This window comes from Chromobacterium rhizoryzae, from assembly GCF_020544465.1.
Classification (GTDB): domain Bacteria; phylum Pseudomonadota; class Gammaproteobacteria; order Burkholderiales; family Chromobacteriaceae; genus Chromobacterium.
The window spans coordinates 634,924-656,578 of the sequence record NZ_CP066126.1; the positions used below are offsets into that span (position 1 = coordinate 634,924).

18 protein-coding genes and 2 pseudogenes are annotated in these 21,655 nt (G+C 64.6%); 8 read left to right on the forward strand and 12 right to left on the reverse strand.

Annotated features, from left to right (window positions below; all coding sequences use genetic code 11):
* Positions 1-153: 153 nt before the first annotated feature.
* Positions 154-1,797 carry a methyl-accepting chemotaxis protein gene (locus JC616_RS02950; RefSeq protein WP_227106619.1) on the reverse strand — a complete coding sequence of 548 codons (1,644 nt, stop codon included), beginning with the start codon at positions 1,795-1,797 and terminating at the stop codon, positions 154-156.
* 180 nt (positions 1,798-1,977) lie between these two features.
* Here JC616_RS02950 and JC616_RS02955 point away from each other — a divergent pair, with 180 nt between their 5' ends.
* Positions 1,978-4,284, forward strand: a complete 2,307-nt coding sequence (locus JC616_RS02955) for an N-6 DNA methylase (RefSeq protein ID WP_227106621.1) — start codon at positions 1,978-1,980, stop codon at positions 4,282-4,284.
* A gap of 23 nt (positions 4,285-4,307) precedes the next feature.
* Here the strand turns inward: JC616_RS02955 and JC616_RS02960 are convergent, their stop codons facing one another.
* The gene (locus JC616_RS02960; protein ID WP_227106623.1) at positions 4,308-5,663 is read right to left on the reverse strand and encodes an aldehyde dehydrogenase family protein; all 1,356 of its coding nucleotides are present in this window, start codon (positions 5,661-5,663) and stop codon (positions 4,308-4,310) included.
* Positions 5,664-5,881: 218 nt separating this feature from the next.
* Here JC616_RS02960 and JC616_RS02965 point away from each other — a divergent pair.
* From JC616_RS02965 to JC616_RS02975, 4 genes and pseudogenes are all read left to right on the forward strand, one after another.
* A pseudogene (locus tag JC616_RS02965) lies at positions 5,882-6,613 on the forward strand (methionine ABC transporter ATP-binding protein); the annotation flags it as partial.
* A gap of 45 nt (positions 6,614-6,658) precedes the next feature.
* Entirely contained in the window at positions 6,659-6,892 is a 234-nt protein-coding gene (locus JC616_RS24620; protein ID WP_449727710.1) for an NIL domain-containing protein, read from the forward strand.
* Complete coding sequence (locus JC616_RS02970; protein ID WP_107797964.1) at positions 6,892-7,569, forward strand: methionine ABC transporter permease; 678 nt, start codon at positions 6,892-6,894, stop codon at positions 7,567-7,569. Before JC616_RS24620 ends, JC616_RS02970 begins: the two co-directional genes overlap by 1 nt.
* A gap of 218 nt (positions 7,570-7,787) precedes the next feature.
* The gene (locus tag JC616_RS02975; RefSeq protein ID WP_227106625.1) at positions 7,788-8,582 is read left to right on the forward strand and encodes a MetQ/NlpA family ABC transporter substrate-binding protein; all 795 of its coding nucleotides are present in this window, start codon (positions 7,788-7,790) and stop codon (positions 8,580-8,582) included.
* Between the two features lie 93 nt (positions 8,583-8,675).
* On the opposite strand, the gene JC616_RS02980 is transcribed toward JC616_RS02975, so the two are convergent.
* Positions 8,676-9,857, reverse strand: a complete 1,182-nt coding sequence (locus JC616_RS02980) for an NAD(P)H-dependent flavin oxidoreductase (RefSeq protein ID WP_107797966.1) — start codon at positions 9,855-9,857, stop codon at positions 8,676-8,678.
* 411 nt (positions 9,858-10,268) lie between these two features.
* Here JC616_RS02980 and JC616_RS02985 point away from each other — a divergent pair, with 411 nt between their 5' ends.
* Positions 10,269-10,934 carry an acyl-homoserine-lactone synthase gene (locus JC616_RS02985; protein WP_227106627.1) on the forward strand — a complete coding sequence of 222 codons (666 nt, stop codon included), beginning with the start codon at positions 10,269-10,271 and terminating at the stop codon, positions 10,932-10,934.
* Positions 10,935-10,950: 16 nt separating this feature from the next.
* Here JC616_RS02985 and JC616_RS02990 read toward each other — a convergent pair whose 3' ends face one another.
* The 4 genes and pseudogenes from JC616_RS02990 to JC616_RS03000 form a co-directional block, all read right to left on the reverse strand.
* Positions 10,951-11,748, reverse strand: coding sequence for a LuxR family transcriptional regulator (locus JC616_RS02990; RefSeq protein WP_107797968.1), 798 nt, complete (start codon positions 11,746-11,748; stop codon positions 10,951-10,953).
* Positions 11,749-12,026: 278 nt separating this feature from the next.
* Complete coding sequence (locus JC616_RS02995; RefSeq protein ID WP_227106629.1) at positions 12,027-12,734, reverse strand: anaerobic ribonucleoside-triphosphate reductase activating protein; 708 nt, start codon at positions 12,732-12,734, stop codon at positions 12,027-12,029.
* A pseudogene (gene nrdD, locus JC616_RS24495) lies at positions 12,715-12,822 on the reverse strand (anaerobic ribonucleoside-triphosphate reductase); the annotation flags it as partial. The gene JC616_RS02995 and the pseudogene nrdD, both read right to left, overlap by 20 nt.
* Before the next feature lie 92 nt (positions 12,823-12,914).
* Entirely contained in the window at positions 12,915-14,627 is a 1,713-nt protein-coding gene (locus tag JC616_RS03000; RefSeq protein ID WP_107797971.1) for a ribonucleoside triphosphate reductase, read from the reverse strand.
* A 616-nt stretch (positions 14,628-15,243) separates the two neighbouring features.
* On the opposite strand from JC616_RS03000, the gene JC616_RS03005 reads away from it, so the two are divergent.
* Together JC616_RS03005 and JC616_RS03010 are read left to right on the forward strand one after the other, a co-directional pair.
* Positions 15,244-16,209 carry a LysR family transcriptional regulator gene (locus JC616_RS03005; RefSeq protein WP_048413744.1) on the forward strand — a complete coding sequence of 322 codons (966 nt, stop codon included), beginning with the start codon at positions 15,244-15,246 and terminating at the stop codon, positions 16,207-16,209.
* A gap of 174 nt (positions 16,210-16,383) precedes the next feature.
* The gene (locus tag JC616_RS03010) at positions 16,384-17,676 is read left to right on the forward strand and encodes an NAD(P)/FAD-dependent oxidoreductase (RefSeq protein ID WP_227106630.1); all 1,293 of its coding nucleotides are present in this window, start codon (positions 16,384-16,386) and stop codon (positions 17,674-17,676) included.
* A gap of 1 nt (position 17,677) precedes the next feature.
* Here the strand turns inward: JC616_RS03010 and JC616_RS03015 are convergent, their stop codons facing one another.
* The 5 genes from JC616_RS03015 to JC616_RS03035 form a co-directional block, all read right to left on the reverse strand.
* Positions 17,678-18,451: a GGDEF domain-containing protein gene (locus JC616_RS03015; RefSeq protein ID WP_227106631.1), complete on the reverse strand. Its 774-nt coding sequence runs from the start codon at positions 18,449-18,451 to the stop codon at positions 17,678-17,680.
* Between the two features lie 273 nt (positions 18,452-18,724).
* On the reverse strand, positions 18,725-19,159 hold the full coding sequence (ubiT, locus tag JC616_RS03020) for a ubiquinone anaerobic biosynthesis accessory factor UbiT (RefSeq protein WP_227106632.1): 435 nt from the start codon (positions 19,157-19,159) through the stop codon (positions 18,725-18,727).
* Positions 19,146-20,075 carry a U32 family peptidase gene (locus tag JC616_RS03025; protein WP_227106633.1) on the reverse strand — a complete coding sequence of 310 codons (930 nt, stop codon included), beginning with the start codon at positions 20,073-20,075 and terminating at the stop codon, positions 19,146-19,148. The genes ubiT and JC616_RS03025 overlap by 14 nt, the downstream gene beginning before the upstream one ends.
* Before the next feature lie 25 nt (positions 20,076-20,100).
* Positions 20,101-21,117: a ubiquinone anaerobic biosynthesis protein UbiU gene (ubiU, locus tag JC616_RS03030; RefSeq protein WP_227106634.1), complete on the reverse strand. Its 1,017-nt coding sequence runs from the start codon at positions 21,115-21,117 to the stop codon at positions 20,101-20,103.
* A gap of 85 nt (positions 21,118-21,202) precedes the next feature.
* Positions 21,203-21,589 carry a SirB2 family protein gene (locus JC616_RS03035; protein ID WP_107797977.1) on the reverse strand — a complete coding sequence of 129 codons (387 nt, stop codon included), beginning with the start codon at positions 21,587-21,589 and terminating at the stop codon, positions 21,203-21,205.
* Positions 21,590-21,655: the final 66 nt, after the last annotated feature.

A 21,655-nucleotide genomic window follows, 5' to 3' on the forward strand; every position in this document is an offset into this window, starting at 1 on the left:
GCTAGCTTATTTCAAACATGACAAAAGATTGAAAATGGCGAGTCAAAGGGCGATCTATTGCGCGCTTAGGCCAATGGCAAGCGTTTGCCTTGAATAAATGCTCTATGTTTGATCCGGCGGCAATTTCCTGCCTAATTGCCGCCGGCGCGGCGGCTAGGCCGGCTGCTGCCGCAGCGGCCAATCCGGCGCCGCAGCGGGGGAAGGGGCGGGGTCCGGCGCGTCGATGCGGAACCAGCTCAGGGTCTGGTTCAAGTCCTGGGCCGCGGCGGCCAGGTGCTGCATCACCGGCGCGGCTTGCTGCATCTGTTGATCGATGGAGGCGGCCAGATGCGCGACCTCGTGGCCGTGCTGGCGGATGTCGCCGCCGGCGCGGGCCTGGGCGGCGCTGTGTTCGCGGATGTCGGCCATCAAGCGGTTCAAGCGCTCCAGCCCGGCGTCCACTTGCAGCAGCGCCTGATCCAGAGCCTGCTGCGAATCCAGCTTGTCGGCGCAGGCGCCGCCGGCCTGCTCCAGCGCGGCGTGCAGCGAGCCGGTGGCGCCTTCCACCCGGCCCAGCGCGTCGAAGATGCTGCCGGTGGCGGCGCGGGTGCGCTCCGACAATTTGCGCACCTCGTCGGCCACCACGGCGAAGCCGCGGCCGCTTTCGCCGGCGCGCGCGGCTTCGATCGCGGCGTTGAGCGCCAGCAGATTGGTCTGTTCGGCCACGTCGCGGATCAGGCCGCTGACGCCGGCGATGTCGTCCAGGCTGTGCTGGAGCTGGCGCATTTCCGTCTGCGCGCAGCCCATATTGTCGGCCAGCGTCCGCATCGTCTCGGCGTTGAGCCGGCCCAGTTCGCGCGCGCGTCCGGTGTCGTCCGCCGCCTGCCGGGTATGGGCGTCCGCCTGTTGCAGATGGCCGGCCACGATCTGGGCGCTGTCGGCCACCGCGTGGGCGGCCTCGTTGCTCAGCTTGGCCTTGGCGCTTTGCTGGCGGCTGGCGTCGGCCGCTTGCAAGGTCAGCAATTGCAACCGTTGGCAATCGGCGCCGCTGCGGCGGGCGTCGGCCTCCACCCGGCGCAGCAAATCGCTCAGCTTGTTCAGGAACTGATTCAGGCGGCCGGCGGTGGCGGCCAGCTCGTCGCGGCCCTGGGCCGGCAGCCGCATCGCCAGATTGCCTTCCCCCAGCGCGTCGGCGGAGGCGGCCATCGCTTGCAACTGCCGTTTCAGCCGCCGCGCCAGCGTCAGCTGCATCGCCGTCACCACCAGGCTGGCCAGCGCCAGCGGCCCCAGGGTCAGCCAGGCCAGGCCCTGCAGCGTGTCCTGCAGTTGCGCGGTTTCCTGGGCCAGCCGGTTTTGCTCCTGCGCCTGCTGGCGGTCCAGCAGGGCCGCCAGCGGCTGCAGGCTTTGCTGCCAAGCCTGTTCCGGTATAGACAGCGCGTCCTGCGGCGCGGTCTCGGCGATGGCCAGCGCGCTGCTCAGATTGCGCTCGTAATCCTGCCACAGCCGGCCTACGGCCTGACGGAAGGCGGCGGCTTCATTGGCGGGCAGGCCGGCGGCGATCTCGCCGGTCAGCCGCGCGACGGTCAGGCTGGTTTCCCGCAGCCGCGCCGGGCTGTCCGGCAGCAGCGGGTCCAGCCGCGACAGCTGCAGCACGCCGGCCTTGAGTTGGTACAGGCCGGCGCTTAATTGTTGACGCGCGCTGTGGCGGTCCACCGCGCGGGTCAGGCCGCTCAACTGTTGTCCGGTGAGGATGAGGGCCAGCGCCAGGCTGGCGAGAGTGACGAGGATGGTCAGCCACAGACGTTTGGCCAATGTCATGATGGTGTCGTACGTTGCGATGCGGGAAGTGCCGCAGTCTAGGCGCGCGGGATGACGGGCGGATGACATGGAGATGAATTGTCTTGTCATGAAGCGTCTCGGTGCGACCATTCTTTGCCGACGCTGGGCGGCGATGCGGCTAAAATGGCCGGGTTTGTCATTTAATTTGGTTGTCGGCTTATGACTTTGCTATCCCCGGACCAGTTGGAACAGGCGCTGTGGGCGTCCACGGAACTGCTGCGCGAGCAAGTGGACCTGTACGACTACAAGAACCACGTGTTCGGCCTGTTTGTGCTCAAGCGCCTGCACGATGTGTTCGTGGAGCGGGTACAGGCCTTGGTGGCGGCCGAGGGCATGAGCCGCAAGCGCGCCGACGGCGTGGTGCAGGAGCAATACGGGATCTATCCGCAGACGGCGCGCTGGCCCGGCCTGCAGGAGCGCAAAAAGGGCATAGGCGAGGCGCTGGACAAGGCGGTGGCCGCCGTCGAGGAGCATCAACCGGCGCTGGCCGGGGTGCTCAGCGTGGCGCAATACCAGGGCCACAAGCGCTTGAGCGACGAGGTGCTGCATCCCTTGATGAATCATATCGGCGCGCTGAAGCTGGGCGACGCCGATCTGGAGGCGCCGTCCCGGCTGGGCGAGGTCTGCGAAGGGCTGGTGCGCCGCTACGCGGCGGAGTCCGGCAAGCGCGGCGGGGCCTTTTCCACGCCGGGACCGGTCAGCCAGTTGCTGCTGCGGCTGGCGGAGCCGCTGCCGGGCCACAGCCTGTACGATCCCAGCTGCGGCGCGGCCGGCACCTTGCTGGACGCCTGGCGCATGCTGGGCGGGCAGCCGGACGGCGGCGCGGCGCTGTTCGGCCAGGAAAAGCTGCCGGCCACCTGGGCGATGGCCAAGCTGTGCGCTTATTTCCACGGCGTGGACATGAGTCTGGAACTGGGGGACACCTTGGTGGAGCCCAGGCATCTGAGCCCGGAGGGCCTGCTGCCGCGCTTCGACCGCATCGTGGCGCAACTGCCGTTCACGGTGAAAAACTGGTGGACGCCGCTGGAGGCCGAGGCGGCGGAGCCGCCGCCGGCCGACGGCAAGAAGCGCCGCCGCAAGCGCCCAGCCGAACCCAATTACAAGAAGCTGGTGGATGAGCACCAGCGCTTCGGCTATGGCATTCCGCCGCGCAGCTTCGGCGATTACGCCTTCGTCCAGCATGTGCTGGCCACGTTGAAGGAGGACGGCCGCGCCGCGCTGGTGATGCCGCACGACGTGTTGTTCCGCGACGGCGACGAGGGCCGCATCCGCAACGGCCTGCTGTTTGGCAGCCAGGGCCAGTCCGGCGACCGCATCGAGGCGGTGATCGCCTTGCCGCCGGCGCTGTTCTACGGCTCGGGCATGCCCACCTGCGTGGTGGTGTTGAACAAGAACAAGCCGGCGGGCCTGCGCAACAAGGTGATCATCGTCGACGCCAGCAAGGAGTACGGCCGCGGCCGGGTGCAAAACACGCTGCGGCAGGAGGACATCGAACATATCCTGCGCGCTTACCGCGCCGCGGTGGACGAGGAAACGGAAGAGCCGGACTATCTGCGCCTGGTGGGGCTGCGCGAGGTCAAGCAAGGCCACCGGGGCAATCTGAACGTGCAGCGCTACTTCGCCCAGGACGAGGCGGCCGAGGTGGTGGATGCGGAGGCGCTGGCCACCGAGCTGGCCGCCTTGACGGAGCAGGAGCAGGCGCTGGACGCGCGGCTGGCGGCCTTCTTCAGCGAAGAAGAGGGCTGGCGGGCGGAGGAGGGCGAGCTGGAGGGCTGCCTGGCCTTGACGGACGAAAAGCTGGAATTGCTGTCCAGCCAATACGCGGCGGAGCGCAAGCTGCGCCCCTGCCGCATCCAGGCCTTGCTCAATCGCGGCTACGGCACCCGGCGCATGGGCAAGTGGAGCCCGCATCAATCGTTCAAACCCAGCGCGCTGGGGGTGATTCCCGGCAACTGGGAGGTGTGCAAGCTGGGCGAACTGGCCGCGCCGCTGGCGGCCGCCGCCGAGGGCGAATTATTGGAGGCCACCGTTGGCGGCAGCTGGCGCCGGGCCGGCGCGGGCCTGGGCACGGCCTTGCCGCCCAATGCTTTCGCCTACGATCCGGCGCGCTTGTATCAGGGCGCGCTGGCGCGGCACGTCGGAGAGGCCCCGGCGCTGGCCGCGGCGGATCAGCAGGCCTTCGCGCTGGACGAGGCGAGGATCTCGCCGGCTTTCCTGGAGTGTTACCGGCAGTCGGAAGGCTGGCGCTTTTGCCTGGAGCGGCTGGGCGCGGCGGTGGAAGGCGTCGAGTTCGGCTTCGAGGCGCTGGCGGAAATGCCGCTGCCCGTGCCGCCGATGAGCGAGCAACGCAAGCTGGTGGAGGAATGGGCGCGCCAGGACGAAGCCTTGCTCGCCCTGCAACAGCGCCTGCTGCAATGGCAGGCGCGTCGCGACGCCTTGGTGGCGCGCTTTCCGGCGGAAGACTGAGGGCCGGTCGGCCGCCGGCGGGCTTATTTCTGCCAGTAGGTCTTGACGTTGACGAACTCGTACAGGCCGAACTCGGACAGCTCGCGGCCATAGCCCGAGGATTTGACGCCGCCGAAAGGCAGGCGCAGGTCCGAGCTGGTATGGCGGTTGATGAAGACGCTGCCGGCTTCGATCTGCCGCGCCAGCGTCCAGGCGCGTTCCTTGTCCGCGCTGTAAATGCTGGCGCCCAGGCCGAAGGGGGTGTCGTTGGCCAGCCGCAGCGCGTCGGCCTCGTCGCGCGCGCGCAAAATGCTGGCCACCGGGCCGAACACTTCCTCGTGGTAGACGCGACAGTCCGGATTGACCCGGTCCAGCACCGTGGCCGGATAGAAGAAGCCGGGGCTGGCCGGCATCTGCCCGCCCAGCCGCAGTTCCGCGCCGTGGGCGACGGCGTCCAGCACCTGGGCGTGCAGCGCTTCGCGCAGATCGGCGCGGGTCAGCGGCGACAAGGTGGTGGCCGGGTGGCGCGGATCGCCGGCGCGCAGCTTGGCGGCTTCGGCGCAGAAGGCCTCGATGAAGGCGTCGGCGATTTCCGGCGCCACGATCATGCGCTTGGCGGCGTTGCAGCTCTGGCCGGCGTCGCGGAAACGGGAGTTGGCGGCGTCCTGGGCCGCGGCGGCGACATCGGCGTCGGCCAGTACGATGAAGGGATTGCTGCCGCCCAATTCCAGCACGGTCTTTTTCAGATGGCGGCCGGCCAGCGCCGCGATGGCGCGCCCGGTCTGGGTGGAGCCGGTGAAGGCCACCGCGTCGCACTGGCGGACGGCTTCTTCCACTTGATCATGGTCGATCCAGGCCACGTCCAGCACCGCCAGGCCGGCGGCGCGCGCCAGCTCCAGCAGGCCTTGGGTGGATTGCGGCACCGAAGGCGCCGGCTTGACCAGGCAGGCGTTGCCGGCCATCAGCGCCGGCACCGCGAAGCGCAGCACCTGCCAGATCGGATAATTCCACGGCATCACCGCCAGCACCGTGCCCAGCGGTTCGAAGGCCACGCCGCTGCGGCTGGCCTGGGTGGGAATCTCCAGCGAGGCCAGCAGTTCCGGCGCCAGTTGGGCGTAGTAGCGGATCAGCTGGGCGGATTTGTCGATTTCCGCCAGACATTCCGCGGTGCGCTTGCCCACTTCCAGCGTGACCAGGCCGGCCAGTTCTTCGCGATGGGCCTGCAGTTGGTCGGCCAGACGCAGCAGTTGCGCGGCGCGCTCGGCCACGCTCAGCTCGCGCCAATGGCGCTGGGCCTGGCGCAGCTGCGTCAGGGCGGCGGGCAGTTGGGATTCCGGCCAGGCGGCGCGGGTGTAGACGACTTCTCCTGTGGCGGGGTTGCAGCTGGTAAAGGCGGTCATGACGTGCTGTATTCGGTTGGCAAGCAAAGACACAATGTAGCAAAAATCCCCGGGGACGGGGGTGAGCGGGGTCAATTCCGCGGTGATTTCTCCTTATATTTCTAATTTGAATAAATGATTAAATTTATAGTTCTTTAGGTTTTATGTGACTTGCTTATAGACTGATTCGCAATCGCCAGGCAGTGGCGTTGACGGACGGCGGGATTCAGAGGCAAGGCATGATTGAAATAGAGAACTTATACAAGCATTACCGGGTGGACGGCCGCGACGTGCCGGCGCTGGACAATGTCAGCCTGCGCGTGGCCAAGGGCGAGGTGTTCGGCATCATCGGCCGCTCCGGCGCGGGCAAGAGCACCCTGGTGCGCTGCCTGAACCTGCTGGAACGTCCGGACCGCGGCGCGGTGCGCCTGGGCGACACCGATCTGACCGCGCTGGACGGCCGGCAATTGCAATTGCGCCGTCAGCGCATCGGCATGGTGTTTCAGCATTTCAATTTGCTGAAGTCGCGCACCGTGGCCGCCAATGTGCGCTTTCCGCTGGAGCTGGCCGGCGGCGCGTCCGCGGCCGAGATGGACGCCCGCGTTGAAGAACTGCTGGCCTTGGTGGGCCTGGCCGGCCACCGCGACAAATACCCGGCGCAGCTGTCCGGCGGCCAGAAGCAGCGCGTCGGCATCGCCCGCGCGCTGGCCAATCACCCGGAATTATTGCTGTGCGACGAGGCGACCTCGGCGCTGGATCCGGAAACCACGGATTCCATTCTGACCTTGCTGGCGGACATCAACCGTCAGCTGGGGCTGACCATTGTGCTGATCACTCATGAAATGCGCGTGATCCGCCAGCTGTGCGATCAGGTGGCGGTGCTGGAGCACGGCCGCGTGGTGGAGCAGGGGCCGGTGCTGGACGTGTTCCTGCATCCGCAGCACGAGGTGACCCGCGGCCTGCTGGCGGAAACCGGGCTGTATCAAGAAGAGGCGCGCCAGACTTGGCAGCAGCGCGTGGGCGCGCCGCTGATCAAGCTGACCTTCGTTGGCGATCCCACCTTGCAGCCGGTGCTGGACGTGGTGGGCAAGCAGGCGGGCGCTCGCTTCAATCTGGTCAGCGGCACGCTGTCCGAGATCAAGGGCACGCCGTTCGGCCAATTGGTGGCCGGCGTGATCGAATCGGAGGCCCCGCTGGAGAGCCTGCCCGAGTTATTCGCCCGTCTGGGCGTGCGTTGCGAGGTGCTGTGATGGAAGGTTTCGACTGGGCCCAATTATTGAGCATGGACTGGCTGGAGATAGGCCAGGCCGCGCTGGACACCTTGACCATGCTGGGCGCCTCGCTGCTGTTCACCGTGCTGTTCGGCCTGCCGCTGGGCGTGGTGCTGTACGTTAGCTCGCCGGGGCAATTGCTGTCGCGGCCGCGCCTGTACGCGACGCTGTCCTTCCTGGTCAATGTGTTCCGCTCCTTGCCCTTTGTGATTCTGCTGATCGTGATGATCCCGCTGACCTTGAAGCTGGTGGGCACCTCGATCGGCGTGGCCGGCGCGATTCCGCCGCTGGTGGCCGGCGCTTCGCCCTTCTTCGCGCGGCTGGTGGAAAACGTGCTGCGCGAAGTGGACCGCGGAGTGATAGAAGCCAGCCAATCCATGGGCGCCAGCCTGTGGCAGATCGTGCGCCATGTCTTGCTGCCCGAGGCCTTGCCCGGCCTGGTGGGCGCGGCGACGGTGACCACGGTGGCGCTGGTGTCCTACACCGCGATGTCCGGCGTCATCGGCGGCGGCGGCCTGGGAGACTTGGCGGTGCGCTACGGCTACCAGCGCTTCCAGACCGAGGTGATGGTGGTGACCGTGGTGTTGCTGCTGTTGCTGGTGCAGTTGATCCAGAGTTTTGGCGACCGGCTGGTGCTGCGCTGTCAACGCGGCTGAGAACCTGTTCACGATCTGCTGCGCGTCGGCGATACGGCGTTGAAATCGTCTTCGAAATGCTCATGTACCGTGTGTACATTCCGCTTTCTCAGCCGCAACGCCTTGTCTCGCCTGAGCTCGCGAGATCGTGAGTTGGCTCTGAGCGCCCGGCGCTGCGGCCGCATCGGAAACCCAAGAAATTTGAACCCAACATTGTGTTGAATAGAGGAAATCGCATCATGAAAAAGAATATCGCTCGCTTCGCCTTTACCGCTGTCGCCGCGCTGTGGGGCGCGCAGGCGCTGGCCGCCGATCCGGTGACCGTCACTGTGGCCGCGTCTCCGGTGCCGCACGCGGAAATCCTGGAAGCCTTGAAGCCCACCCTGGCCAAGCAGGGGGTCAAGCTGGAGGTGAAGGTGTTCAACGACTACGTGCAGCCCAATCTGCAAGTGTCCGAGAAGCGTCTGGACGCCAACTTCTTCCAGCACATCCCCTATCTGGACAAGTTCAACAAGGACCGCGGCACCAAGCTGGTCGTGGCCAGCAAGCCGGTGCACATCGAGCCGTTCGGCGCTTATTCCAGCAAGTTCAAGAAAGTGGCGGACCTGCCCAAGGGCGCGACCGTGGCCATTCCCAACGATCCGACCAACGCCGGCCGCGCCTTGCTGCTGCTGGACCAGGGCGGCGTGATCAAGCTGAAAGACCGCAACAATCTGTATCCGACGGTGAAGGACATCGTGGCCAACGCCAAGCAGGTGAAGATCAAGGAACTGGAAGCCGCCACGCTGCCGCGCGTGCTGCCGCAGGTGGATCTGGCGCTGATCAACGCCAACTACGCCTTGGAAGCCAAGCTCAATCCCAAGCGCGACGCGCTGTTCATCGAGACCACCTCGCCGTACGCCAACCTGCTGGTGGCGCGCGCCGACAACAAGGACAGCGTCGGCGTGAAGAAGCTGGCCGCCGCGCTGGCCAGCCCGGAAGCGCGCAAGTTCATCGAGAGCAAGTATCAGGGCGCGGTGATCCCCGCTTTCTGAGCCTCTTGTTTAGAAGGCGCCCGGCATGCCTGGGTTTGAACGACAAAGCCCCGCAGAGCGGGGCTTTGTCTTGTCGGCGTCTTCAGCGCCGGCTCATGACGCGGCGAGATCGGCCGGCTTCTCCCCGGTCAGGAAGTAGCGGATGGTTTCGCTGACGCTGCGCATCGAACTGCCGAAGGGCAGCGGATCGGCGCCGCGGAAGAACAGGCCCTTGCCCACTTCGCCGCGGAAAGCGGCCGCCAGTTTGAGGTCGATGCAGAACTGGCCCATCTTGGCCACGCCGTCGCGCAGGCCGCAGGCGCTCAGGCAGTTGAGGCTTTGGGTGCAGCGCGCCGGATCGGCCTTGGCGTTGGCCTGCAGCTTGGCCTCGCGTTTCAGATAGCTTTTCAGGAAGGGCGTCAGCACGCCGCGCGCCGGCAGGCCGGCCACGCTCATGAATTCCGCGATGTCTTCCGGCTTGGCCTCGGCCAGCGTGCGCTTGAAGTTGTCGTGCGCGTCGCCCTCGCGGGTGACGGCGAAGGCGGTGCCTATCTGCACCGCGGACGCGCCGAAGTCCTGGATGCAGGCCTTCATCTTTTCGAAGCTGTTGACGCCGCCGGCGACGATCAGCGGAATCCGCTCGCTCTCCAGTTGCAGGCTTTTGAACAGCTGGCGGGTGTCGTCCAGCACTTTCTGGAAGCTGAAGCGCTCGGCGTCCAGTTCGGCGAGGCTGGCCGCGCCCAGGTGGCCGCCGGCGTGCTTGGGATGCTCGATCACGATGGCGTCCGGCAGCCGTCCCTTTTTCATCCAGCGCTTGAGCACGATGCCGATGCCGCGCGCCTCGGACAGGATGGGAATCAGGGCCACCTTGGGAAAGCCGGCGGTCATGTCCGGCAGATCCAGCGGCAGGCCGGCGCCCATCACCACCGCGTCGGCGCCGGATTCGCAAGCCTGGCGGACATAGTCCGGATAGGAGGCCACGGCCTTCATCACATTGACCGCCACCATGCCGCGGCCCTGGGCGTAGCACAGCGCGCCCTTCACTTCGCGATCCAGCGCGATCAGGTTGAGGCGGTCCAGCTCGGCCTGGCCGCGCGCGTATTGCGACTGCTCGACCAGATCGGCGTGCAGATGACGCAGGTCGACGCTGGCGACCGTGCCCAGCGCGCCTTCGCGCGCGACATGGCCGGCCAGACTTTTGGCTGAGACGCCTATGCCCATGCCGCCCTGCACGATGGGAAGCAGGACGCGTTGTCCTATCTGCAAGGGAGCGTAGAGCGGGAAATTTGTGGTCATTTAGCAACGATGCCGGGGCGGATGAATAAAAGGCGATCTTAGGCATGGCGGCCTTAAGAGTCTTTGCTCTAGAGCAAAAAACTAAGGATGGCTCGCTTTTTAACTCGGAAAAACTATTGACGCTTCAATGACTTGAGCGCTTGCCTCTGCCGGACATGGCACGCAAACTTTTGATTTTAGTGAGGATATTTTTAGCTAAGCCATTGTGATGCGTTCAAATATGTCTTTGGTATTTTTTGTGAAAAGAAATAGTGCGGCGAAAGTCCCGGCAAATCCAGGGTAAAGACTTTTTGCCATCGTTGGCCTTAGCACATTCCTAAAAATCAGCTCCTGTCCATTTGGTCAGATTTCCCGGTTCAGTCCTGCTCTTACAGTGCCCGTGCCGGTAACTTGATGATTGGAGAAAATAAAATGGCTCATTTCTTTCCACTGGAGTTGGATGGTTTGCTGATGGAGAAGGTCAGCGCGACGTCTTATGAAATTGATTTGCTGAAGTTCCGCCACCAGGTGTTTCGCGTGCAACTGGGTTGGGTGCCGCCGCGGCCGGACGGCCTGGACCTGGATGATTACGACGCGTTCTCCGACAATCTGGCGGTGATTGCGCAGCAGCAAGTGGTGGGGTCGGCGCGTTTCACGCCAGGCGATCAGCCCTTCATGATCGAGCGGGAGTTTGCCCGTTTGCTGGCGCCTGGGGAGCGCATCCGCAAAGGCGCGGGTTGTGGGGAAATCACTCGCTTCGCGGTGGGCAAGACGATTTCCGGCCGTGAGACGAGAGCGATTGCGCGCTTGTTGTATCTGAGCTTATGGGAGTGGTCGCGCGCCAACGAGGTGCGCTGGCTTTATTTCGTGGTGGAGCCGTCTTTTTATCGGCATCTGTCCCGGATGGGGTTTCCGATACAGCCGGTGGGCGTGCCAAGACCGCTGGACGGCGGAGTGATGTCGGTTGCGGGCTGCTTTGACTGGGAGCAGGCTGATCCGGAGTTCATCAAGTCGCTGCGACGGGAAGTCGCTGCGCCAAGAGAGTGCGTCCGTTCCTGGTTGGAATACGACCGTGCGCATGCTCCCGCGTGGGCTTAAGCTGGCCGGCCCGCAGCTAATCGCTGACCTGGAGTCCGGGAGGCGGCAACAAGTGCATGCCCAGCACGATGGCGTGAGTGCGATTGTTGGCGTTCAGCTTGCGGATGACGTTGGCGACGTGGAACTTCACCGTTCGTTCGCTGATGTCCAGGATGGTGGCGATTTCCCAATTGGTCTTGCCGCGGCTCATCCAGTGGAAAATATCGTATTCACGCTGCGATAGCGGCATGGAACTGGGTGTGGCCGGGGCCAGATTGGCGATGCGCACCGCAGCCTGGTGCAAGTGGGGCGTCAGACATTCCAGCATGGCGACCAGATTGGGGTCGGAGCTGGCGTCTTTGCCGCTGACGGAGAAAATGCAACCCAGATTATTGCGTTTGGAGGCGGCGCTGAAGGTGACGCCGCTTTCCAATCCTACGGTGGCGGCCTCGGCGATGAACTTGCGTTCTTCCTTGCCCTTGGCACGGCTGAAGCGCTCTTGCCACTGCACCGGTCCGCTGCCCAGATGGATCTTCAAGATGGGATCGTGCTGGGCGTAGTTTTCCTCCATGTAATGCTTCAGCCATTCCGTGGGATAGCTGACATTCAAGACCCGCTCCAGCCGCTGAATCTGCTGGTGCTGGTTGATGCGACCCAGCGCCAGCACCATGTGCTCGGAAGGCGCCTGGCTGAGCAACATGTCCAGAAACCCCCTGAGCTCGGCTTCGGTTTCGATTTGTCCGGCAAGGTGAATCCATTCCAGCAACGTCCATTGCTGACTCGCGGACAAGCCGCTGGGCAGCGGCCGTGCTATCGCGGAATTTGAGATGACCATGAGCAAATCTTTCTTGATCTTGTGGTTTTACGCTGCTGGATAGTAGCCCACATGCAAAAGGCATGGGAAGCGCTAACTCCTTGTTCTGGTGCCAAGAACAGCGACTGTTGCATTCGTCGCCGACATTATAACAAATTGCCTGTCCAAAAATCCGTAAGTAGAAATAATTATATTGATCAATGACTTATTTGGTGCTATTTGGCGGGGGACAAACTAGGCGGGAAGTTGGGGCGTCATAAGGAAGACGCCGGGACAAGCTTGGAAAACTGGACCTTCTGTCAGTGTTCCCGATAACTGAAGCGCTGGAACAAAGGCGCGATCTCTTCTATCAGTTGCGGCGCGGGCCAGCCGGCCGGGGCTGGAGGCAGGGCGAAGGAGGGCGGCGGACGCAGTTGCTGCCAGTGATAGTCGGCGACGCCCAGCGCCGCCAGCCGCCGCGCCAGCGCGGCCAGTTGGATCTCATTGTGCCAGTGCGGATGTATGCTGCTGCGACATTCAAAATTGCTGTTGTTTTGCAACAAACAGTGCAGCGAGGCCTCGGTCTGCTCGCCGCTGCGGGGCAAGCCGGTCAGCGCCGGATAGGCGCCGAAATCGGTCTTGATGTCCAGGCCGACCCAATCCAGCAACGGCAGTACCCGCCGCAAGCGCTGCGGATACGCGCCGCCGGTATGCAGGCCGGTGGCGAAGCCCAGCGCCCGGGTCTGTTCCAGCAGCGCCGGCAGCGCCGGCTCCTGCAGCGGTTCGCCGCCGGAGAACACCACGCCGTCGAGCAGGCCGATCCGGCTTTGCAGCCAGCGCAGGGTGTCCGGCCAGCGGGTTTCGCCGTTTTGGCGCCGCAGCAGGTGGGGATTGTGGCAATAGCCGCAGCGCCAGGGGCAGCCGGCGAGAAAGACCACGGCGCACAGTTTGCCCGGCCAGTCGCAGCTGGAGAACGGCGTCAGCCCGCCGATGCGGGCTGCTGCGGGGTCAGCGGGCGGCGTGTTCACTGAAGCAGACCCGTTCGTCGAATTCTCCGCGTTTGCCGATATTGAAAGACTGCACCGGGCGGTGATAACCCATTACGCGGGTCCAGACTTCGCAGCGGGTGCGCTGTTCGTCGTTGAGCGGGGCGGCGTCTTGGCCGGGGAGGTGGGTGGGGGAGTCATGAGCTTTCCTTTCTTAAGGGCTTATGAAGGCTGGCGCGCCAGCAGTTCCGCGTCGCAGCGCGGGCAGAATTCATGGTGACCGGACAGATAGCCGTGCTTGGGGCAGATCGAGAAGGTCGGGGTGACCGTGATATAGGGCAGGCGGAAGCGGGATAGCGAGCGGCGCACCAGTTCGCGGCAGGCGTCGGCGCTGCTGACCGCCTCGGTCATATAAAGGTGCAGCACGGTGCCGCCGGTGTATTTGCGCTGCAGCTGTTCCTGGCGCTGCAGGGCCTCGAAGGGGTCGTCGGTGAAGCCCACCGGCAATTGGCTGGAGTTGGTGTAATAAGGATGGGCGTCGCTGCCGGCCTGCAGGATGCCGGGGTAGCGTTTGCGGTCTTCCTTGGCGAAGCGGTAGGTAGTGCCTTCCGCCGGGGTGGCTTCCAGGTTGTACAGGTGGCCGGTGCTTTCCTGGAACTCCACCATGCGCTGGCGGATGTGATCCAGGTAGTCGCAGGCCAGTTGGTGGCCTTCCTCGCTGGTGATGTCGATGCGGTCGCCGCTGAAGTTGCGGATCATTTCATTGATGCCGTTGACGCCTATGGTGCTGAAATGATTGCGCAGCGAGCCCAGGAAGTGACGGGTGTAGGGGTAGAGGCCGTCGTCTATCCGCGCTTGCACTTCGCCGCGTTTTTTCTCCAGCGCGTCGCGGGACAATTCCAGCAAGCGGTCGGTTTCGGCCAGCAGCGCGGCGTAGTCGCCGGCGAAGCGGTGGCCCAGACGCGCGCAATTGACGGTGATCACGCCGACGGAGCCGGTTTGTTCGGCGCTGCCGAACAGGCCGTTGCCGCGCTTGAGCAGTTCCCGCAAGTCCAATTGCAGCCGGCAGCACATACTGCGCACCATCTGCGGCTCCAGGTCGGAGTTCACGAAGTTCTGGAAATAGGGCAGACCGTATTTGGCGGTCATCTCGAACAAGAGATCGGTGTTTTCGCCGTGCCAGTCGAAGTCGCGGGTGATGTTGTAGGTGGGAATCGGGAAGGTGAAGGAGCGGCCCTTGGCGTCGCCGGCCAGCATCACTTCGATGTAGGCGCGGTTGATCATCGCCATTTCGCGCGCGCAATCGCCGTAGCGGAAGCTCATTTCCTCGCCGCCTATCACTGGAATCTGCTCGGCGATGTCGTCCGGGCAGGTCCAGTCGAAGGTCAGATTGGTGAACGGGGTCTGGGTGCCCCAGCGGCTGGGCACGTTGAGGTTGTAGATCAGTTCCTGGACGCACTGGCGCACGTCCGCGTAGCTCAGCCCGTCTTTTTTGACGAAGGGGGCCAGATAGGTGTCGAAGGAGCTGAAGGCCTGGGCGCCGGCCCACTCGTTTTGCAAGGTGCCGAGGAAGTTGACGATCTGGCCGCAGGCGGAGGACAAGTGACGCGGCGGTGCGGATTCCACCTTGCCGGGAATGCCGTTGAAGCCATTTTGCAACAGGGTGCGCAGCGACCAGCCGGCGCAGTAGCCGGACAGCATGTCCAGATCGTGGATGTGAAGATCGCCTTGGCGGTGGGCGAGGGCGGCTTCCGGCGCCAGCACCCGCTCCAGCCAGTAATTGGCGGTGAGTTTGCCGGCGATGTTGAGAATCAGGCCGCCCAGGCTGTAGCCCTGATTGGCGTTGGCGTTGACCCGCCAGTCGGCCCGGTCCAGATATTCGTCGATCGCGGAGATGGCATCCACCATGGCGGTGGGCGCGGAGGCTGTGCTCATTTCTATATCTAGTGAAGTTATCGAATGAGCGCCACTATAAATTGTGTTTTGTGCGCTGTGTGGCTGAGGTGGCGATAACTTGACGCGGATCAAGCGAGGCGCTTTTGACGACGGCGAAGGCTGGATTCCGGGGCGAAAACCTGGCCATTGGGAGCGCAATGTCATGTTGTTTGCGACAGCGCATGACTTATGCTGGATTGGGGCCGGCTGTGGCGCTCAAGGGCGACGCGGGCGGGGCTGCGGCATATTGTTGCCAACTTGATGCTGTTTCATTGAGTCTGTTGCAACAAACTCATGGCATTCAGACTGAATCAGGTGCATACTTGGATTGCATAGAAAATAGGGCAATGTATTTTCAACTAAGCTGTAAAACTATATGACAAAGTGCGCTCCGCGAGCGGTGCAGTGGGGAAGCTGCGGTCGGTTCTGTTCCTGGCGTGGATTTGTCCATGAAGATGCATTCACAACAATTTGCAAGTTCTTCTTTAATCATCAAAGGGTATGGTGTACCCTTTTTAAAGAGATACTACTTAATAATGTTATCAGCATTGTCAAATCCAGGGCGTCCGTCCGGGCGTGAAGGGTAGGCGATGCCGAGCCTGGAACATCCCTGATTATGGACACCTTAAAAGCATTGATGGTCTTCATGACCACGGCGGAAAACGGCAGTTTCTCCGACGCCGCGCGCAAGCTGGGCGTATCGCCGGCCGCTATCAGCCAGAGCATCGCCCGGCTGGAGCAGGAACTGGAGGTTCGCCTGTTCAACCGCACCACGCGCCAATTGACGCTGACCGAGGACGGGCGCCGTTTCTACGCCCAGTGCCGCGGGCCGGTGAACAATCTGGATTCGGCGATCAATCAGTTGAAAGCCAGCCGCGACGAGCCGGCCGGCCATCTGCGGGTCAGCATGCCCAACTCCTTTGGCCGGCGTTTCATCCTGCCCATCATGGGCGAGTTCTGCGAGCGCTATCCCAAGGTGCGGGTCTTCTTCGGCCTGGACGATCATTTCAGCGATCTGATCGAGGACGGCTACGATGTGGGCGTGCGTTCCGGCATGATGCCGGACAGCCGCATGGTGGCGCGCAATCTGGCGCAGATGCCGCTCTATGTGGTGGCTTCGCCCGGCTACTGGGATTTGCACGGCCGCCCGAGCGCGCCGGAGGAGTTGAGCAACCACGATTGCATCAACTTCCAGTTCCCCACGTCCGGCCGTCTGTTCAAGTGGGAGTTCGACCGCAAGGGCGAGCGGATTCCGCTGGAGGTCAACGGCACGTATACGCTGAACGAGATGGAGGCGGTGGCCGAGCTGGCGCGGCTGGGCATGGGCGTGGCTCAGTTGCCGGGCCATGAGGTGGTGCATCTGATCCGCTCCGGCGAACTGGAGCCGGTGCTGACCGATATGGTGTCGCTGGAGCGCTCTATCTACATCTGTTTCCCGCATCGCGACCACATCGCGCCGCGTACCCGGGTCTTCGTTGATTTCGTGGTGGAGAAGTTGGCCGACCATCCGGACATCATGGCGGACCTGCCGGGCCTGGACTTGAGCGCCAAGCGCAAGGCGGCCCAGAAAAACGCGATCTGATCCCGTCTCCGTCTGAACCCGAAGCCAGCGCTTGCGCTGGCTTTTTTCATGTCTTTTTTGTCGCCGCGACCCATCCTTTCTCCCAGGTGTTGTTAAATATAATGAGCGCGTGTATTGTATTTTTATACCAATCATGAACGGACGCTCCGCGTTCGCTTCGCCAAGGAGACAGCCATGAACGCGCCGGCCAGACTGGAACACACGAGCTCTTATTACGCCGCATCCGCCCATCCGTCGCCGGAGCGTCCATCTTTGCAAGGGGCGGAGCAGGTGGACGTCTGCGTGATCGGCGCCGGCTATACCGGGGTGTCCGCGGCGCTGCATCTGGCGGAGCGCGGTTATCAGGTGGCGGTGTTGGAGGCGGCGCGGGTGGGCTGGGGCGCGTCGGGCCGCAACGGCGGGCAGATCGTCAACAGCTATAGCCGCGACATGGACGTGATCGAGCGGCGGCACGGCAGGGCGGCGGCCGAGGCGCTGGGCGCGATGGCTTTCGAAGGCGGCCGCATCATCCGCGAGCGCATTGCGCAATACGGCATTCAGTGCGATCTGAAAACCGGCAATGTGTTCGCCGCCTTCACTCAGAAGCAGCTGGACGAGCTGGCGGCCAAGAAGCGGCTGTGGGAGCGCTACGGCCATACCGGCCTGCAACTGGTGGACCGAGAGGGCATGCGCGGCATCGTGGCGTCGGACCAGTACGCCGGCGCCTTGTTGGACAATTGGGGGGGGCATATCCATCCGCTGAACCTGGTCTTGGGCGAGGCGGCGGCGCTGGAGTCGCTGGGCGGGCGGATCTTCGAGCAGTCGGCGGTCTTGAAGATTCATCCGGGCGGCCGGGTGCGGGTGGAGACCGCCGGCGGCGAGGTCAGTTGCCGCTTCCTGGTGGTGGCCGGCAACGCTTATCTGGGCGAGTTGCTGCCGGCGCTGGCGGAGAAGAGCCTGCCCTGCGGCACTCAGGTGGTGACCACCGAGCGTTTGCCGGAGGCGCTGGCCAAGAGCTTGCTGCCGGGCGATCACTGCGTCGAGGATTGCAACTTCCTGCTGGATTATTACCGGCTGACCGCCGACCACCGGCTGTTGTACGGCGGCGGCACCGTGTACGGCGCGCGCGATCCGGGCGAGGTGGAGCGGCTGATTCGCCCCAAGATGCTGAAAACCTTTCCGCAGTTGGCGGATTACAAGATCGAGTTCGGCTGGACCGGCAATTTCTCGCTGACCCTGTCGCGGCTGCCGCAGGCCGGGCGCATCGGCGACAATGTCTATTACTCTCAGGGTTGCAGCGGCCACGGCGTCACGTATACCCATTTGGCCGGTCGCTTGCTGGCGGAAGCCATCCACGGCGACAGCCGGCGCTTCGATCAATTCGCCGGTCTGCCGCACTATCCCTTCCCCGGCGGACGCGCGCTCCGCGTGCCGATGCTGAGCATGGGGGCGTGGTGGTACGGGCTCCGGGACCGTCTGGGGCTGTGAGTTATTCGTCGGGGGCGAGGCGGCGTTCGCGGCTGGCGCTGCCGGCTTCGCCCACCGCCCGGTTGCGGCCCGCGTTCTTGGCCGCGTACAGATACATGTCGGCGCGGTGCAGCAAGGTTTCCGGCATATCGTCCACGGTCTGGGTGGCCACGCCTATGCTGGCGCTCAGGCGTTTCACCGCCGGCAGCTCGGTCTGAGCCAGCCGCTGGCGGATATCGTCGGCCAGCGCCAGCGCGCCGCTTTGCTCGGTCTCAGGGCAAATCACCAGGAATTCGTCGCCGCCCCAGCGCGCCACCGTGTCCAGCTGGCGCGCGCGTTTTTGCAGCAACTGGCCAAAAGCGGCCAGCACCTGATCGCCGGCCAGATGGCCGTAGTTGTCGTTGACGTCCTTGAAGTGGTCGATGTCCAGCAGCAGCACCGAAAACGGCCGCCGGGTACGGTAAGAGCGCTCGGTTTCGCGCTCCAGTATGGTGTTGGCCTGGCGGCGGTTGGCCAGACCGGTGACCGCGTCCTGGCCGGCGATGGTGTTGAGCTCTTGCAGCATGGCGTGGGATTCGCGGGCCCGGCGGTAGGCGAACAGCGCCAGCGACACGGCCAGGTTCACGCATAGCAGCAACGCCAGCGCCATGGTTTGCGTATTGCCGTCGCCGGGCCCCGTCCCCAGCGCGGACAGCAGTTGGTAGCGCTGGGCCAGCCAGAGCAGCAGCAAATTGGCCATGAGCAGGATGGCCAAGTCGAACAAGATCTGCCGCAGGCTGAACAGGCGTGGCTTCATGGGGCTTGGGCCGTTTCCGATGAGTGCAGGCCGCCGGGAGGCGGCTTGATTGCGTTGATTCTTTTCGGATTAGCCCAAACTTGGCTCAGCCACAAGGGGCGAGCGCCGACGAGGCGCTCCAAGAAGCGCTTCAAAGTCCGCCGCGCGCCGGCGGGATGGATGGAAAAGGGCCTTGAAAACGCCTTGGAAAGGCTTGCGCGCCATCCGCGCCTCCTGCTTGCTCGGCGGTTTCGGCCTTGCCTCGTCCCCGGCCGCGAAAGCTTGAACAGGGGATTACACGGCCATGAAGCGCGCCAGCGGCGTGGCGCTCCAGTCCACGCTGTCCAGCAGGTTCTTGACGATGAGCCCCAGCTCGGTGTCGCCTTCAATCAGCAGCTTGCGGTGGAAAAACAGCGTGTCCGGGTCTTCCTCGCGCAGCATCATCCGGGCGAAGTCGGCCAGCGTGGCGGAGAGCTGCAAATCGGCGGCGCCGTCGTCCCGGTCGCGGTGGAAGCCTTGTTCGTCGGCGCGGAAGCGCAGGGTCAGGCCGGCGTCCAGCACGCGGATGGCGAAGCGGCGGCCGGCCAGCAGCGCCATGTCGGCCGGCAGCACGCCGCGCCGCGCCAATTGATTGAGGCTGGCGACCAGCAGCCAGGCCGGCGGCGCGGCGGGCAGCCGGGACAGCAGCGCGGCGGCGGCGGCGGGTAGGGCGAGATCAGGAATGCGCATGGGGGGCTCCTATGGCTTGGTTGCCGGCCTGGCCGCGCCAATAGCCGTCCACCAGTTCGGCGTCGGCGTGCCGGCCGCTGGCGGCTTGTAGCGCCGCCGGGTCGACGCCGTCCAGCGCTTGGCGGAACAGGGCGACGATATCGCCGGTGGCGCGGGACTGCGGACTGACGCGCACGGCGTCGACGCCGATGGCGGCCAGCTCGCGCAAATGCGGCAGCAGGCTGTGGCAGCCGGCGGACAGGGTCTGGATGCCGTTGAGGGTGAGGAAGTCCTGCTGGTCCTGGGTGCGCATGGCGAGGCCGTCCGGGTGTTCCAGGCAGCGGAACTGGCAATCGTCTTTGCTCAGATTGTAATGACGAGCGGTGAAGCAGCGCGCGGACAGGGCCAGGGGCAGCTTGCCCCAGGCGAACAGCTCGGTGGCGATGGGCGCGCCGATCTCGGCGTAGCGCGCCAAGAGCTCGGCCAGCGTGGCGCGGTCCATTTCCACCGGGGGCACCCAGCGTTCGGCGCCCCAGTCGCGGATCAGCTTCAGGGTGTCGGCGTTGTAGATGTTCAGATGAGGGCCGGCGACGAAGGGCAGGCCGTGTTCCCGGGCCAGCTTGATCGCGCCCAGGTCGTTGGCTTCCAGCGTGATGTCGCCGTTGGCGGCCAACTGGCGCGCGCGGCGCAGATCGGATTCGCTCTCCAGCAGCGCCTGGCAGCTGAGCGTGACGCGCTTGCCGGCGGCGGCCAGATCGCGCGCCAGCGAAATCCAGTCTTGCGGCCGCATTTGCTGGCGGCGGGAGCACACCACCTCGCCCAGGTAGATCCGGTCCAGCGGCCAGTCGGCGGCGGCGGCGTAGAAGTCCAGCAGGGTGTCGCGCGGCCAGAAGAACAGCACCGGGCCCAGCGTCAATTGCAGATTAAGGCTTGTCATTGGCGGTTTTCCATCGGGGCGGCGCTCATTTCCACGGCCGGTTGTAGGCGCCCAGCGTCTGCTGCTGCCCTTCCGACACTTTGTTCAGCGCCTGGTGCCAGGCCGGACGCGGCTGGAAGCGCGCGCCGTCGCGGGCGGCGGCGTCCAGCGCTTCGCGCAGCGCGCGCGTCACCTGGGCCACGTAGGCCGGGCTGCGCTGGCGGCCTTCCACCTTGATCGCGGCCACGCCGCTGGCGATGATTTGCGGCAGCATGTCCAGCACATTAAGGCTGGTGGGTTCTTCCAGCGCGTAATAGGTTTCGTCGCGCACTTGGAAGCGGCCCTTGCACAGCGTCGGGTAGCCGGCGGGTTCGTCGTCGCGGTAGCTGTCGATCAGGATGTGGTTGAGGCGGGCGTTCATGCTCCGCTCGCCCGGTTCCCAGCGCACGAATTTGGCCGGCGAGCACACGCCGTGGGTGTTGGGCGATTCGCCGGTGGCATAGCTGGACAGCTGGCAGCGGCCTTCCACCATCACGCACAGGCTGCCGAAGCCGAAGACTTCGATCTCGACGTCGGTGTGCTCGATCACATGGTGCACCTGGTCCAGGGTCAGCACCCGCGGCAGCACCGCGCGGCGGATGCCGAACATGTCGCGCGCCAGGTTGATGGCTTCGTAATTGGTGGCCGAGCTTTGCACCGACATGTGCAGGCGCAGCTGCGGATGGCGCTCGGCGGCGTAGGCCATCAGGCCCAGGTCGGCCAGGATCAGCGCATCGGCGCCCAGCGCCGCGCCCTGGTCCACCGCCGCGCGCCAGCGGCTGGAGTCGCCGCCCTGGGCGAAGGTGTTGATCGCCATCAGCACTTTGCGGCCGTGGCGGTGCGCGTAGGCGATGCCTTCGCGCGCGCTGGCGTCGTCGAAATTCAGCCCGGCGAAGTTGCGGGCGTTGGTCTGGTTTTTAAGGCCCAGGTAAACGGTGTCGGCGCCGTTGTCCACCGCGGCCTTGAGCGCCGGCAGGCTGCCGGCGGGGCAGACCAGCTCGGGCAGGAATGTGTGCAGAGCCATCTTGGTCGGTCCGGTTCAAAACCCGCCGACGATAACAAGCCCCGCGTCGCGGGGCCTTGTTCTGGGTCAAGCGCAGGCGGAGGGCCTAGAAGAAAGGGAAGACCAGCTTGGTCTTGGCCACCAGCACAATGTAGAACACCGTCGCCAGCGCGCAGAGGAAGGCGATCAAGCGGGTTTGCGGGGTTTTGCCGCGGCGCAGCGCGATGGTGCCCAGCGCCACGTACAGCACCAGGCCGACGATCTTGGCCAGCAGCCAGGGGCTTTGCAGAATGGGCCAGCCGCCCATGACCACCAGGGCGATGGCACAGCCCAGCAGCAGGGTGTCGACGACGTGGGGCAGGATGCGCACCGGTTTCAGCGCCAGGATGTGTTGCTTGCCGCCCAGCATCAGGCCGCCGCGCACGGCGAACAGCAGGATCGATAGATAGGCGAAGCCCATATGGGCGTGTTTGACGATCAGATAAGGGTACATAGGCGTCCAAAGTTGAGGAGTGAGAACGGGTTTACGCTCTGGCAAGGCATGGCGGATCGTAAACAG